The sequence below is a fragment of the Bacillus sp. FSL H7-0578 genome, from assembly GCF_038630855.1.
GTDB classification, from domain to species: domain Bacteria; phylum Bacillota; class Bacilli; order Bacillales; family Bacillaceae; genus Bacillus; species Bacillus safensis.
The window spans coordinates 2,406,874-2,421,545 of record NZ_CP152045.1; the positions used below are offsets into that span (position 1 = coordinate 2,406,874).

Here is a 14,672-nt window from a genome sequence, read left to right on the forward strand (position 1 = left end):
CCTATTTCAACATTTTTTGTAAAGCTTTTTTCACATATTGATCGGTTGTGAGATTCTTTTCTTCTTTTAATAATGGAAGAACCTTTTTGATTTCACGATCACCGTATCCAAGGACACTTAAGGCTTCAAGCGCTTCATCTAATGCAGTTTGCTGCGTTTCGACCTGAATGTGGTCCTCGTGATTAAATAAGTTGCCAATCATCTCTGGCACCACATCTGCAAGTTTGCCTTTTAGATCCAGAATGATTTGGCGTGCTGTTTTTTTGCCCACACCAGGGAATTTAATCAGGAACGCTTCATCTTCACGTTCTATCGCTGAAATGACAGCGCCAGGATCCCCGGAAGCAAGAATGGCGAGTGCGCCCTTTGGCCCAATTCCTGTGACATTTAACAGTTTTGTGAACAGCGCTTTTTCTTCTCGTGTTTGAAAACCGTATAACGAAAAGGCGTCTTCCTTTATGTAATGATACGTATAAATCGTTTCTTGTTTATTTACTCGATAGATAAACGGGTTTGGGGTATAGACTTGATATCCCACTCCGCCGTTTTCAATGACAACATATTGCGGGCACACATAATCAATGGTCCCTTTTACAAACTCTATCACCGTTTTCACCTCTTTGACTGTTCTTCATTGTAACATAAATCGAAGAGAAAACCGCAATAAAAGTTAACATACGTTCGCTCAGTACATTTTTATGATGAAACCACGAAAAACAGCTTGCGGCCTTCACACCAGCAAGCTGTTACACGCTTTAAAACGATACTTCATTTCGATAAGGCTTCATGACTTCAAGCACATGCTCAAATTCATCCTTTGTTCGAAAAGGAATGCCTTGCTCAAGCTGCTTTTCCACATGACTTTCTAAACGGGACGTATCAATTTGAAAAAAGAGATGAATAGGCTCCGCCCAGCCGTCAGGCCTTCCATGAAACGTAGAAATCACACCGTCCTCTGATAATCCGATATATCCATTTGCTTTACTTAATGGAGAGATATCATCAATTTGCTTTCTAAAAAGGGCAAAATCCTCTTTTTGTTCTACGAGCGTCCAGCCTTTATACTGCGCCCAGAATGTGTCTTTGTCTTCTAATGATGCCCGGTGTCTTTCAATACTCACATCGCCGTCTAGATAGACTTTTTCAAGCTGGACGGTAATAGAGTTTGACTGCTTTTGCAAGTGTTCTTTCCCTTCCATATCCGCAGCAAAAAAAAGCACACTTGTCATGATAAGTCCTGTAACGAAACATTTCATCTTCACTTTCACTATTTACACCTCTTTAGAACATGAGATCGATGCATGACATATGTAGTTTGACCCATTTTTCTAAACATTAACCAAATCGATCATTCAAATGTATGGTAAGAGTCTTTCGTTGTATCCTTCATTCGTAAATGTTATGTTTTATACAATCCATTGCTTTATCGAATGACACGGTTTTTTCATCATTCGTTTTTCAGCCGCATAAACTGAAACCAAAGAAGGTGAAGTCAATGTCAGATGTCAAAAGATTAGCCGAATCGATTCAATATCATGAAGAGAAACGTTTTCATAAGCTTGCCTATAAACCGGCAGAGCTTGAACTGTGCGGCAAAGGAAGAAGTGCCTATGTCTTTTTATACAAAAAAGACGGCAAGAAAATGGCACTAAAAGTCTTTTTCCCTTCTTATCAGCATATTGCCCGCAAAGAGGCTGCCATTTACGAAAAACTTTCCGGTTCGTCTTACTACCCTGAGATTTATGAGTCTGGGGATCAGTATATTTTAATGGAATATATTAAAGGCTACACATTCTATGAATGCCTTACAAAAGGAATTCCTATTAAAAAACAAATGATTGAACAAGTCGATGATGCGCTGGAGGAAGCGCGCGAGAAAGGATTGAATCCTTCTGATATTCATCTGCGCAATTTGATCTTAACAAAAGAAGGACGGATCAGGGTCATTGACGTTGCCAGATTCACGCAAACGAAAGCATGTCATCAATGGGATGATTTAAAAGCCGCTTATGCCTATTACCAAAAACCTTTTTTCCCTAAAAAAGCACCGCGTCTGTGGCTTGAAGTCATTGCATATTTGTATAAAAAGAACTGGCTGTCCCGCGGGCAGCTTAATAATCGAAATGATTTTTCTGCATAATGAAAGCCGCTCTCTTTTGAGCGGCTCAGATTGTTGACAAAGGGCTAAAATGATCTTGATTTTAGCCCTTTCTTTTCAGCGTGATAGAAAACCTTTGCAGTCTAGGAAGGACGAGTACCGGAGCGGAGCGAATTGGACATTCGTGAGCACCGGCACGCAGAACTGACAACGAATGCGAGGGTTTGTCTACACGCTGAGCCGCTCTCTTTGAGCGGCTTTCTGCGTTATTCTGTTTCTACATGGATACTATTGACGTTTAATAGGTTAATGATTTCATTATTCAGCTTAAACCAATGATTGGCTTCTTCAATTTTTTTATACACATCATAGGTAGCTGGACGTTTGAGCTCGAAATCAAGCACTTCCCCATTGTTCATATGAAATGTTACCTTAAATACTTTCATCATAAAGATCACCTTCCACTCTTCTTGTTCGCTGGTCAAATAGATCAGCTCTTTTCATTCATTCTCTATTCAACTCGTTTCCCCTCCTTGTTTCCATTCAAACCCAAGAAGTTTAAATTTTGTTTAAATTCACACAACATATCTATCTCTCAGATCTGCAAAGAAGTATATTGATTAAAAAGGAGGCTGCCCTTAATGAAGCAGAAAAAGAAACGAACATCTCCCGTAAAACAAACAGTCTTTTTTCATTTAACAGATGCTCTCATTCCAAGTGTGGACATGCTGGCATATGCAGCAAAGGCATTTTTTCACCTTTTAAGAAAAGCCTTCTCAGCCGTTTGATAAAACCCCGCACAGCATGCGTGCGAGGTTCTTTTTTTAGGGCTGATAAATTTGACTTCCCTGACTGACAAACTCCTTCGCCTTCTTTTCCATCTCTCTTTTCACTTCTTCAGATTGATTGCGGATATCATGAGAAATTTTCATACTGCAAAACTTCGGTCCGCACATCGAGCAAAAGTGAGCGGTTTTAGCGCCTTCGGCAGGCAATGTTTCATCATGGAACGCCAAGGCTCTTTCTGGATCAAGTGACAGGTTGAATTGGTCACGCCATCTAAATTCAAACCTCGCTTTCGATAAAGCATCATCGCGCTTTTGAGCAGCAGGATGTCCTTTTGCTAGATCAGCGGCATGTGCCGCAATTTTATAGGCGATCACGCCTTCTCTCACATCTTCTTTGTTCGGCAGACCTAAATGCTCTTTTGGTGTTACATAGCACAGCATGGCTGTTCCGTACCAGCCGATCATGGCCGCACCGATTGCGGATGTAATGTGATCATACCCCGGCGCGATATCTGTTGTAAGAGGCCCTAACGTATAAAATGGTGCTTCCTTGCAAATGTCCATTTGCTTGTCCACATTCTCTTTGATTTTATCCATTGGGACATGTCCTGGCCCTTCAATCATCACCTGCACATCATGTTTCCAAGCGATCTCTGTTAATTCACCTAACGTTTCCAGCTCTGCAAACTGCGCCTCATCATTGGCATCAGCAATCGAGCCTGGTCTAAGTCCATCTCCAAGTGAAAAGGCGATATCATATTTTTTCATAATTTCACAAATGTCTTCGAAGTGAGTGTAGAGGAAATTCTCTTGATGATGAGCAAGACACCATCTTGCCATAATTGCACCGCCTCTTGAAACAATTCCAGTCACCCGATCGACTGTAAGCGGAATATATCTTAACAGCACGCCCGCATGAATTGTGAAATAATCTACACCTTGTTCTGCTTGTTCAATTAATGTGTCCCTGTACACGTCCCACGTCAAATCTTCTGCGACTCCATTCACTTTTTCAAGGGCCTGATAGATAGGAACGGTTCCTACTGGGACTGGGCAATTCCGAATGATCCATTCTCTCGTTGTATGAATATCCTTTCCAGTAGACAGATCCATCATTGTATCTGCCCCCCATCTGATCGCCCATGTCATTTTTTCAACCTCTTCAACAATGGATGACGTGACAGCTGAATTACCAATATTCGCATTGATTTTGACATGAAAATTCCTTCCGATAATCATTGGTTCACTTTCTGGATGGTTAATATTCGAAGGAATGACGGCTCTTCCGCTCGCTACTTCCTCTCTAACGAACTCAGGGCTTAGCTCTTCTCTTATTGCGATAAACTCCATTTCAGGCGTAATGATGCCTTTTTTGGCATAATGCATTTGCGTCACGCGCGCTCCTTGTTTCGCGCGGAGCGGCTTATGATGAAAATCAGTTTGGACAGAATGGAAGGACTCCTTCTCCCTTGAACGATATCCGTTATCTTCCGGTTTTACATGACGCCCTTCATAGCTTTCTGTATCTCCTCTTTCTTCAATCCATGCTGCCCTAAGACGCTTTAATCCCTTTGTGACGTCAATATGAACGTTCTCATCAGTGTACGGTCCACTCGTATCGTATACACGGACTGGTTCATTTTTTATGCCGCCCGCCTCTGTCACAGTATGTGAGAGCGCAATCTCTCTTTTCGGCACTAAGATATCGGGCCTTGATCCTTTCTCATACACCTTTCGGCTGCCGTCAAAGCTGGATAATAATGATTGGTTGGATGGGACACTTTTCTTTTCCTTCATTTGCTGTTCTCTCCTTTTCTTCTTGTCACCGGACAGGATGGAATCAGCACCAGCAAAAAACCAGGCTCTATTGAAAGAACCTGGTTTCGTCGTCAGAAATAAACATGCATATCATTGATAGGATACATGCATCATCTTCAACTTCCCCACGCTGGTACGAGCCAGATCAGGTCCAAAGGGTTAAGAAGCTTATGCTACTCTCTCAGCCCATTTACGGGCACCCCTAGTCACTTTTATTGATTTCCACATCAGTGTAGCATAGAGACATCATGAAAAAAAGAGAATTCAGGAAAATAGTTCCTTTCCCCTACAAGCTTTATGGATTATATTGATATACAGATTTCTATACATGATCTGTCTCTCTCATTTCAATTAAATCTGAAATAATCGTTGATCCTTTTCTCCTATTATGTATAATTAATCTAAACGGAGAATTTTTATACAATTTATTCAAAGGAAGTTCTAGTCGATTGCAAACATTTCTCACATTTATCGTCGTAGGATTCTCAATTGCTCTGCCTGTTGGAGCAATCACGGTTGAAATGACAAAACAGGGACTCAAAAACGGATTCTTTCATGGTTTAACTGTCGGAGCAGGCGGTATGACCATAGACTTATTACTTATCTTGGCTTTATATGCTGGATTTGCTCAGTTTTTATCTTTGCCGTTTGTTCAAATCCCGCTCTGGCTGATCGGAGCTGTATTTTTAATGATTCTCGCATACGACTCCATTAAACACGCGGATCAAGATATCCATTTAGCAGGAGAAAAGGTCAATAAATCATTCGCAAAAACATATCGAAACGGCTTGCTCGTGGCGGTATCTCCTGGAAATCTTGTGTTCTGGGTTTCTGTTTTTGGTGCTGTACTTGCGGATGCGTATACAAAAACAGATTCATCTGAATTTATGCTGGCTGCCGGCGGTATCTTGGCAGGGATTTTCCTTCATGACATCGGTCTTCTCACACTTGTATCGTTAACAAGAAAAGTGATGAATCGGACGATGATCAAGTGGACATCCATTATTGCTGGTATTTTATTACTAGGGTTTGGCTGTTATTTCTTTTACGAATTTTATATAGGCATCAAGGTTTATTTTTAAGAAAAGGCTAAAGTTCGTGATGAACTTTAGCCTTTTTGTGTCAAACTATCGGGTCATGCCTGTTTGGCCTGTTTCAAATTGCGTTCTTCTCATGTCTCTAAAGCGTGTGAATGCACCTTCATCTTTTATGACTTGGACTGCTCTTCCATCCGCATAACGAGTCGCTGCTTCTTCTACTTGTGATACGCCTTCTGACGTCAGGCGGCCATCTGATTTAATGGCAATATACACATTCTCATCCGTCACCATGACTTGAGAGTCTGCCACGTGATTCATTTTATTGATGCGGTTGGCAATTTTTCTTGAACGCTGGATGTTCTCTTGTTTATCGTAGCCTGAGAACGACATTTGATTATGATAGTTCATATCTCCATGACTGTAGCGTCCATCTCCACCTGTGAGAGGCATTCGATCATCAGCTTGAGGACGTGTACGGTAATCAACATTTGTTGTATTTCTCCCGTTCATTCCCTCCATGAGTTCAGAAACTGGTCCTTGATGATCTTGGTTGTTGTCTTCCGCTCGTTGATTTGAATGATAACCAACCGGCTGGCCTGATTGATTATGACGTGTATCGACACCTGCGTTATTATTTGCACCACATGCCGTTAAACCAATAGGAAGAAGCACTAATGCGATTGTTTTTTGCCATTTTTGTCTCAAACGAAAAACCCCCTGTACAAATTCAATCTCATGAGCGCGAAACAGGCTCTGTTTTAGCATGTACAGTTAGGAAAAAAATCAAGCTGTCAGTTATAAACAAAAAAAGGAACGATTGAGATCGTTCCTTCTGTCATTAATCTTCTTCCTCTTCCTCCGGCCTTGCAAAAACGGATTGACCTGGATATGGCTGCATATAAGGCTGAGCTGGATAAGCCCCCATTTGGCCATAAGGAACAGGATTCGGATCATGTCCTGGCCAAGGCTGATGATGCTTCATGCCATCATCGCATCCGCAGTCTTCCTTTCCATATGCTGGATTTGAAACATTTGGATAAAACCCTTGATTTGCGTTGGCATTTGCATTGGCGTTTGAATGCATATGGTGATGCCAGTGATGTCCGTCGTTTGCATGGTGCTCATGATTCTCTCCGTAGTAAGCTGGCGCTTGATACGCAGGATAATACGGATGAGCCGGGTATGGATATGGCATCATATGATGATGATAATATGGCTGGATTGGATAACATAGGCCTGATCCCGGTAAAATTGGCGATGCCGGCACCATTTGCTGCGGATATGGATACATCGCCGGCATGTAATGACCATAACCAAAATAAGGATCATATGGTTCATGATGATGGTGCTGATGATGATGCTCGTTATTTTCAGCCACTCCCCCTACCGCTGCCCCTCCCATATTTGGCATTTGCGGGAAGTTAGGAAGGTTCGGATAATTGCCATGCTCCATGTCTTTTCCCTCCTCTTTTTGATGCGGAATATGAATAAACGGATCATACCCCTTCGCTACTTCTTCTTTTAGATGACCTTTATTTTCATGATGAAAATGGTCCTTGTTATCTTTATGTTCCTTATTTTCATGATGAAAATGATCCTTGTGGTCTATATGTTCCTTATTTTCATGATGAAAATGATCCTTGTTATCTTTATGGTCTTTATTTTCGTGATGAAAATGATCCTTGTGATCCTTTTTGTGATGAACGTGATCTTTTTTCTCATGATGATCTTTTTTGGGAGGAGGCGTGAATGGCTGGTAGAGATTGGTCTGATAATAGTTCACATCGACTTGCGGAAAAACTGGCTGCTCGATCTTTGGCACTGGCGGTACATATGGTACCGGTTCATTTGGCTTTTCCTTCGGTTTCGTATCTTGCACTTGCACAACATCTTTTGGCTTTTCTTTCACATACGGATGTTCTTTCGTTTTTGGCATTTCTTTTGCTTTGTGATGATCTGTTTTCACAGGAACACCACTAGATGGAATTTTAATCTTCATACCCGGCATGATCAAATCAGGATTACTGAGCTGTGAATTTAGTTTTTTCAATTCTTGAAAGTCGACTCCGTATTTCTTTGAAATTTTCCAAAGGGAGTCTCCTTTTTGCACAATATGAATTTTCAACGTTTTCCCCTCCTATGCAAAACGTGAACGTAACGGTTATGTCAGAAGTACAATATGTTTCAACATAAATTTATGCCTATTTACAAGCCGATATGATAAAAACTTGTTTTCTGATAGGAGGGGCTGATTCATTATTTAATGGTGAGCATTTTCTTGAGTGCAAGCAATGCGTCTTTCGTGATGTCTTCATTGACCTGTATCAACCCGGCCGGCTGACCCTTCTCAATGCTTTCAAGTGACCATAACAAATGAGGCAGATCAATCCGGTTCATAGTCAAACATGGACACATATCTGGGTTAAGGGATTCAATTTGTTTATCTGGGTGCTGCGCTATGATCCGTTTGACTAAATTCATCTCTGTTCCAATCGCCCATTTGCTTCCTGCTGGTGCCTGTTTGATCGTATCAATAATAAATTTCGTTGAACCTGCTAGGTCAGAAGCCCTTACGACCTCATGCGTGCATTCAGGATGGACAAGAATTTGAATGTCACGGTCTTTTTTTCTCATTTCTTCTATATTCTGAACGGTAAACTTCTCGTGTACGGAGCAATGGCCTTTCCATAAAATCATCTTAATACGAGAAAGCGGCTGATCGGTGATGAGCTTTTCTTCTATCTGATCCCACACAGCCATTTCTTCTAGCGGAATACCTAAATCAAAAGCCGTATTACGCCCTAGATGCTGATCAGGGAGAAACAGAATCCGCTCTTTTTGTGTCAGTGCCCACTCGAGTACTTTTTTAGCGTTTGACGAAGTAACAGTCGCCCCGCCATGCTTGCCGACAAATGCTTTAATATCTGCTGTTGAATTGACGTACGTAAGCGGAAGTATTGTATCCCCAAACAGATCAGTGAGCTGCTCCCATGCTCTGTCTGTTTGTTTCATATTCGCCATATCTGCCATTGAACAGCCCGCCCTCATATCTGGCAAAACGACGCTTTGATTCTTGTTTGACAGCATATCTGCCGTTTCTGCCATAAAGTGAACACCGCAGAACACAATGTATTCAGCCTCGTGATTGTCGGCAGCAATTTGTGCCAGCTGCAATGAATCTCCTGTGGCATCTGCAAATTCGATGACCTCATCCTTTTGATAATGGTGGCCCGGTATAAAAAGCTTTGAACCAAAAGCCCGCTTAATTTCTAACACTCGCTGCTTCATCTCATCATCAGAGCGGTGTTTATATTCATCTGGCATCATGACTGCATGTTGATTGGCTAATACATTAAGCATGGACATGAGTTGTTCCCCCTTTATGACTGAATTCCATATTCATACTAAAATCAAATGCTGGGGCTGAATGAGTCAGAAAACCAAGTGAAATAAGATCGACTCCGGTCCCCCTGTAGCTTGGCAATGTCTCTAACGTGATGCCCCCTGAAGCCTCTGTCAGAATGGACTCTGGCGTCATTTGTTTAAAACGTTTTACCTCGTCCGGAGAGCAGTTATCAAACATGATGACATCCGCTTTTGCTTCAATGGCTTCCATTAGCTGCGTTTCTGATTCAATTTCCACTTCAATTTTCACCATATGACCGGCATATGCTCTTGCTTTCTCTACAGCTTCACGGATAGAACCGCATGCGGCAATATGATTATCTTTAATCATCACCCCATCCGATAAGCCAAAGCGATGATTCTTTCCACCGCCTGTCTTTACTGCGTATTTTTCTAACATACGCAAGCCGGGTGTCGTTTTTCTCGTATCACAAATCGTAATAGACGGGTCATCTAATCGCTGCACCGCCTCATGTGTTAAGGTGGCGATACCTGTCATTCGCTGCAATAGATTTAAAATGACCCTCTCTCCCTTTAATAAGTCGTTGACTGGGCCCTTTATTTTCGCCAGTACAGCGCCTGAATGAATCCAATCACCTTCTTGAAAAAACAGCTCAGTTTGAATCTGTTCATTCAACAGGCGGTACCCTGTATCAATCAGTTGTGACCCTGCCAATACACCAGATTGTTTCGCAATGATAAGAGCTGTTCCTTTCTTGTCTCCAAAGATGGCATCAGCTGATACATCTCCAAAACCAATATCTTCTGTGAAAAAATGAGTGAGCATTTGTTTTAACTGTAAACGTTCCATTTGGCACCGATCCTTTCATTTTTCATAATGTGAATGTGGCCTTTTTCATGAACAATCTGCCTGCCCCGCCACAACGCATCACTCCGCTCTGGATAATCCATTCGATAATGGCCGCCTCTGCTTTCTGTACGAAGTAATGCAGATTTAGCAAGGCAAACCGCTAATGCCCATTGATTGCTTAATTCGACCTGTTCATTTGTGATATCCTTCACATTAATTTGCTGAAAATTGACATGTTGCAACGAATGAAGCAAAGTCTGCAAGCCTTTTTCATCTCTCACAATGGCCGCAAATGTAGTCATCCATTGTCTCAGCTGAGCTGTTGAAATCATTGGGACCATCCATATTTCTTGAATTGAAAAAGGTGGACTTGTTTCTTTCTGTTTAGGCAGTTGTTCAATTCTCTGTGCCGCTTTGCTGCCTAACACGAGACCTTCCAGAAGAGAATTACTCGCCAATCGATTCGCACCGTGTAAGCCAGTACAGGCCGCTTCTCCAATGGCAAATAGCTTTGGAACAGTCGTTTCTCCATATTCATTGACGCTAATGCCGCCCATTAAAAAGTGCATACCGGGGGAAATTGGCAGCCTGCCGCTTTCCATATCGACGCCTGCACGCTGGCACATCTGAGCTATGGCCGGAAAACGAGCTGAAAAATGCGGGATATCATGGATGTTAAGATACAATTGATGACCTAATTGCTGCTCATGAAAAATAGCTCTAGCGACCACATCTCTAGGTGCTAAATCAGCTTGTGGGTGAATACCTTTCATGATCCGCCTGCCTGTTTCATCTTCTAAATAAGCTCCCTCTCCCCGTACTGCCTCTGAAATGAGGCCAACTGCTTTTCCAGCGATTGTTAAAAGAGTTGGATGGAATTGAACAAATTCGAGATCCACTAATTGTGCCCCGGCTCGATAGGCCATCATCAGTCCGTCTCCTGTTATAGAAGGATCATTTGTGTTTGTCTCATACAGGGAGCCGCAGCCGCCAGTTGATAAAACAACGGCATCTGCGGTCATCGTATGTACGTGTCCTGTCTCGTCTTTCCATACAACACCCGTACATGTCCCTTCATGAATCAATAGATCAATGACATGATGATATTCGTATAAATGAATATGTGAGCCGAGCTGACTTTTCAGAAACTGTACAAGGGTTTTACCTGATTGATCTCCTCCTGCATGCAAAATGCGATGAGTGGTATGTGCTCCCTCTTTGCCTAATTGCGGCTCTCCTGCCTCATCTTGATCAAATGGACAGCCTTCTGCTACGAGCTGCTCCACAAGGTGTTTTCCAAGTCTCACGATTTCTTGTACCGTTCTTTCATCATTGTGATCACAGCCGGCAGCTAGTGTATCTTGCACATGCTGCTCAGCTGAATCATGTGCTGAAAAGGCAGCAGCGATTCCTCCTTGAGCCAGCATGGAATTACTAGATGAACATTGTTTTTTTGTCATCATGATGACCTGGCAGCTTTTCGAAATGGTTTTTGCAAAGGAAAGCGCTGCAATGCCTGACCCCACCACAATAACTTTTTTGATTGATGACACCATCGCCCCTCCTGTCATTTACACCTGTCTTGACACATATCATTACACAACACTAAAATAAATACAAGAAAAAATTTTCACACGGGAGATGGATGGGTTGGTTTATTTAGATTACGCAGCTTCTACACCTGTTTCAGAGGAAGCGCTGCATGTTTTTGAGCAGCTAAGCAAAAATTTTTACGGAAATGCAAGCAGCCTTCATGATGCTGGGGGAAAAGCAAATGACATATTGACTTACAGCAGACAATCACTCGCTGCCATGATCGAGGGTGAACCGGATGGGATCTATTTTACAAGCGGTGGAACTGAATCCAATCTCCTTGCGATTCAATCGATCATCAATGGACTGCCAGCACATCAACAGCATGTCATCACAACTTCAGTTGAGCATCCTTCTGTTCATTATGCAGTTAGCAGCTTAGAGCGTCTTGGCGTAAAAGTCACGATCATTGAACCGAATCAGGATGGAATCATAACAAAGGACATTCTTAAAAAAGCATTATTGCCTGAAACAGGACTAGTATCTATTCAGCATGCTAATTCAGAAACAGGGATTATCCAGCCGCTTGCTGAATTAGCGCCTCTTTTAAAAGAAAGGAACATTCTTTTTCATACAGATGCTGTGCAAACATTTGGAAAGATTCGTGTGTCCATCAAAGAACTTGGAGTCGATGCTGTGTCCATCTCAAGTCATAAAGTGTATGCTCCTAAAGGCGCTGGTGCCGTTTATATGGGCGCTCATGTTCCTTGGAAACCTTTATATACAGGAGCAGTTCAGGAAAATGGCTTACGTCCAGGGACAATAAACGTTCCATGTATCGGTGCTTTTGCTGCCGCAAGTGAACAAGCGATGCTTAGGCTGGATGAACAGCAAAAATTAGATAAGCAGCTGCGTGATTATTTTCTTCAGCAGTTAAAAATAAGACAGCTGCCAGTTCATACACTTCAGGACAATGACAATCGCCGCACGCTTCCTCATATTATTGGTTGTTTTTTTGAAGGGTTTGAAGGACAATATGTAATGTTAGCATGTAACCGGCATGGGATTTGTCTATCTACTGGAAGCGCATGTGCTTCCGGTTATCACCATCCTTCCCCTGCTGTGAAGGCATTGCGTGTATCAGATCGTGATGCCCTACAATTTATTCGACTATCATTTGGATGGCAGTCATCAAAAGAGGACATCGATCAGCTTTTGCATACATTTGAGCATTTGCAAAAGGAGAAGAAGGGAGCTTAGGACGTGGAGCAAGAGAGGAAACTCATTGGCGAAGAAAGAAGAAACGCCATTTTAGAGTGGCTTAAAGAAACAGACACACCGCTTACTGGAAGCTTTTTAGCTAAAAAGGCGGCTGTCTCTCGGCAAGTCATTGTACAAGATATTTCATTATTAAAAGCAAAAAACGAACCCATTATTGCCACAAGCCAAGGCTATGTGTATATGGCAGCGCAGCATGCGCCAGAAAGAGAAATTGAACAAATCATCGCCTGCAAACATGATCCTGCTCGTACAGAAGAGGAACTGACCTTGATTGTTGACTTTGGAGTGACGGTGAAAGATGTGATCATTGAGCATCCTGTTTATGGTGAACTAACGGCCTCTATTCGCGTCAGCACACGGAAACAAGTCGCTGATTTTGTCCATCATATTTCTAACACCGGCGCGTCCTACTTGTCAGAACTAACAGACGGCGTGCACCTGCATACTCTCACTTCTTACAGCCAAAAGCAGCTTGACCAAGCCATTCAAGCGCTGGATGATGCTGGGTTTTTAATAAAAGATTAAAAAAATAGTGTCCTCACGGGACACTATTTTTCATTCGTTAATTCATATGTTTGATAGCTGCCAAGCAGCTTGACCTCACAGCCAATCGCTTCTAATTCTTGAATCGCACCAGGGACGAGGACATCATCCATTTCTTTTTCAATGTCAATAATAAATAAATAATGTCCAAGACCTGTTTTTGTCGGACGAGATTCAATTTTTGACAAGTTAAGATTCCGCCAAGAAAAAGCAGACAGCACGCGGTGCAATGCGCCTGATTGGTCATCCTTAGGCAGACTGACCACAATGGTCGTTTTTGGCTTTGATGAGAAACCAGAATTCATTGGGAACGATGCGTTAGGATCTTTATGTAAAATCACAAAGCGTGTATGGTTGTGCGGATAATCATGGATGTCTTTTTTTGCAATCGCCAAACCATACGTTTTTGCGGCAATTTCATTGGCAATAGCCCCGACAGCTTCATCTGGATGCTCACTGATGTATTTTGCTGCATAGCCTGTTGATTCCACTGGCCGATGAGGAATATGAGGGTACTGCTTTTTCAGAAATTGATGACACTGGGCAATCGCGTGAGGATGCGATTGAATGACATCTAACGTCTCCCAGCTCTCCGCTCTTGATGGGTGGACAAGCAAATGCTGCCGAATTGGTGCTGTCATCTCCCCCACAATGGACAGCGCTTCTTCATGAATTAAATAATCAATCGTTAAGTTCACAGAGCCTTCGAGGGCATTTTCAAGTGGAACGACCGCCAAATCGACTTCGCCTTTTGACACAGCATCCATACATTGCGGAATCGTTGCATAGGCACGCTGCACCGCATCTTTTGGAAAACAAGAGCATACGGCCAAATGAGTAAATGTTGCCTCTGGTCCAAAATAACCTACAGTTAATTGCTTCATCTGCTATGATCTCTCCTTTTACGCCCCAGAACCTAGAATTTCGACTTTTTCGACAAATTCAAGCTTCCTTAATTGATTCATGACGGTGTTGATATCATCTGCCATACCAGCTGTACTAATTGATAAGGTGACATTCGCTCTTCCTTGCAGCGGAATCGTTTGGTGAATGGATAACACATTACAGCCAGAGTCAGCCACAATTTGAAGCAGTCTTGATAAAGCCCCAGACCGGTCCTCAAGGTGGAAAAACAATGTGATGATCTGCTCTTTCACCATTGTATAAAATGGAAAAACAGCATCTCGGTATTTATAAAAAGCACTGCGGCTTAAATCCGCTTTTTGAACAGCATCGGCAACTGAATCCGCTTTTTTGCGATCGAGAAGCTTTTTGACTTCAAGCGTTTTTCGCATCGCATCTGGAAGTACATCCTCTCTTACTAAATAGAACGTTTCTTCTTTCACCTGTTTTCT

At 42.4% G+C, this 14,672-nt stretch carries 16 protein-coding genes and 1 riboswitch; of the genes, 5 read left to right on the plus strand and 11 right to left on the minus strand.

Annotated features, from left to right (window positions below):
• Nucleotide 1: 1 nt before the first annotated feature.
• Together ruvA and MHB41_RS12395 are read right to left on the minus strand one after the other, a co-directional pair.
• Entirely contained in the window at nucleotides 2-607 is a 606-nt protein-coding gene (ruvA, locus tag MHB41_RS12390) for a Holliday junction branch migration protein RuvA (protein ID WP_024423144.1), read from the minus strand.
• Nucleotides 608-755: 148 nt separating this feature from the next.
• On the minus strand, nucleotides 756-1,256 hold the full coding sequence (locus tag MHB41_RS12395; RefSeq protein WP_046312308.1) for an intercompartmental signaling factor BofC: 501 nt from the start codon (nucleotides 1,254-1,256) through the stop codon (nucleotides 756-758).
• 239 nt (nucleotides 1,257-1,495) lie between these two features.
• On the opposite strand from MHB41_RS12395, the gene MHB41_RS12400 reads away from it, so the two are divergent.
• Nucleotides 1,496-2,140, plus strand: a complete 645-nt coding sequence (locus MHB41_RS12400) for a serine/threonine protein kinase (protein WP_034279877.1) — start codon at nucleotides 1,496-1,498, stop codon at nucleotides 2,138-2,140.
• A gap of 224 nt (nucleotides 2,141-2,364) precedes the next feature.
• Here MHB41_RS12400 and MHB41_RS12405 read toward each other — a convergent pair whose 3' ends face one another.
• Nucleotides 2,365-2,547, minus strand: a complete 183-nt coding sequence (locus tag MHB41_RS12405) for a hypothetical protein (RefSeq protein WP_008342761.1) — start codon at nucleotides 2,545-2,547, stop codon at nucleotides 2,365-2,367.
• 192 nt (nucleotides 2,548-2,739) lie between these two features.
• Between MHB41_RS12405 and MHB41_RS12410 the strand changes: the two genes are divergently transcribed.
• Complete coding sequence (locus MHB41_RS12410) at nucleotides 2,740-2,886, plus strand: hypothetical protein (protein ID WP_326136203.1); 147 nt, start codon at nucleotides 2,740-2,742, stop codon at nucleotides 2,884-2,886.
• A 36-nt stretch (nucleotides 2,887-2,922) separates the two neighbouring features.
• Here MHB41_RS12410 and thiC read toward each other — a convergent pair whose 3' ends face one another.
• Nucleotides 2,923-4,683, minus strand: coding sequence for a phosphomethylpyrimidine synthase ThiC (gene thiC, locus MHB41_RS12415; RefSeq protein ID WP_340890148.1), 1,761 nt, complete (start codon nucleotides 4,681-4,683; stop codon nucleotides 2,923-2,925).
• Between the two features lie 126 nt (nucleotides 4,684-4,809).
• Nucleotides 4,810-4,918: riboswitch (TPP riboswitch) on the minus strand.
• Nucleotides 4,919-5,153: 235 nt separating this feature from the next.
• On the opposite strand from thiC, the gene MHB41_RS12420 reads away from it, so the two are divergent.
• On the plus strand, nucleotides 5,154-5,786 hold the full coding sequence (locus MHB41_RS12420; protein WP_041115101.1) for a LysE family transporter: 633 nt from the start codon (nucleotides 5,154-5,156) through the stop codon (nucleotides 5,784-5,786).
• Between the two features lie 45 nt (nucleotides 5,787-5,831).
• Here the strand turns inward: MHB41_RS12420 and MHB41_RS12425 are convergent, their stop codons facing one another.
• From MHB41_RS12425 to nadB, 5 genes are all read right to left on the minus strand, one after another.
• Complete coding sequence (locus MHB41_RS12425) at nucleotides 5,832-6,449, minus strand: YhcN/YlaJ family sporulation lipoprotein (RefSeq protein WP_024423149.1); 618 nt, start codon at nucleotides 6,447-6,449, stop codon at nucleotides 5,832-5,834.
• A 133-nt stretch (nucleotides 6,450-6,582) separates the two neighbouring features.
• On the minus strand, nucleotides 6,583-7,869 hold the full coding sequence (gene safA / locus MHB41_RS12430; RefSeq protein WP_340900078.1) for a SafA/ExsA family spore coat assembly protein: 1,287 nt from the start codon (nucleotides 7,867-7,869) through the stop codon (nucleotides 6,583-6,585).
• A gap of 131 nt (nucleotides 7,870-8,000) precedes the next feature.
• Nucleotides 8,001-9,110, minus strand: a complete 1,110-nt coding sequence (gene nadA / locus MHB41_RS12435) for a quinolinate synthase NadA (protein ID WP_034279863.1) — start codon at nucleotides 9,108-9,110, stop codon at nucleotides 8,001-8,003.
• Nucleotides 9,097-9,960, minus strand: coding sequence for a carboxylating nicotinate-nucleotide diphosphorylase (nadC, locus tag MHB41_RS12440; RefSeq protein WP_327827659.1), 864 nt, complete (start codon nucleotides 9,958-9,960; stop codon nucleotides 9,097-9,099). The genes nadA and nadC overlap by 14 nt, the downstream gene beginning before the upstream one ends.
• Nucleotides 9,942-11,516: an L-aspartate oxidase gene (gene nadB / locus MHB41_RS12445; RefSeq protein ID WP_340900072.1), complete on the minus strand. Its 1,575-nt coding sequence runs from the start codon at nucleotides 11,514-11,516 to the stop codon at nucleotides 9,942-9,944. Before nadB ends, nadC begins: the two co-directional genes overlap by 19 nt.
• 85 nt (nucleotides 11,517-11,601) lie before the next feature.
• Here nadB and MHB41_RS12450 point away from each other — a divergent pair, with 85 nt between their 5' ends.
• Both MHB41_RS12450 and MHB41_RS12455 read left to right on the plus strand, forming a co-directional pair.
• A complete protein-coding gene (locus tag MHB41_RS12450; RefSeq protein ID WP_340900070.1) occupies nucleotides 11,602-12,753 on the plus strand; it encodes an IscS subfamily cysteine desulfurase in 1,152 nt (383 codons plus the stop codon).
• Between the two features lie 3 nt (nucleotides 12,754-12,756).
• Nucleotides 12,757-13,299, plus strand: a complete 543-nt coding sequence (locus MHB41_RS12455; RefSeq protein WP_024423154.1) for a transcription repressor NadR — start codon at nucleotides 12,757-12,759, stop codon at nucleotides 13,297-13,299.
• A gap of 23 nt (nucleotides 13,300-13,322) precedes the next feature.
• On the opposite strand, the gene pheA is transcribed toward MHB41_RS12455, so the two are convergent.
• Nucleotides 13,323-14,201, minus strand: a complete 879-nt coding sequence (gene pheA / locus MHB41_RS12460) for a prephenate dehydratase (RefSeq protein WP_024427846.1) — start codon at nucleotides 14,199-14,201, stop codon at nucleotides 13,323-13,325.
• An 18-nt stretch (nucleotides 14,202-14,219) separates the two neighbouring features.
• Nucleotides 14,220-14,663 (minus strand): ACT domain-containing protein, encoded by a 444-nt coding sequence (locus MHB41_RS12465; protein WP_008342790.1) that lies wholly within the window; start codon nucleotides 14,661-14,663, stop codon nucleotides 14,220-14,222.
• Between the last annotated feature and the right edge of the window lie 9 nt (nucleotides 14,664-14,672).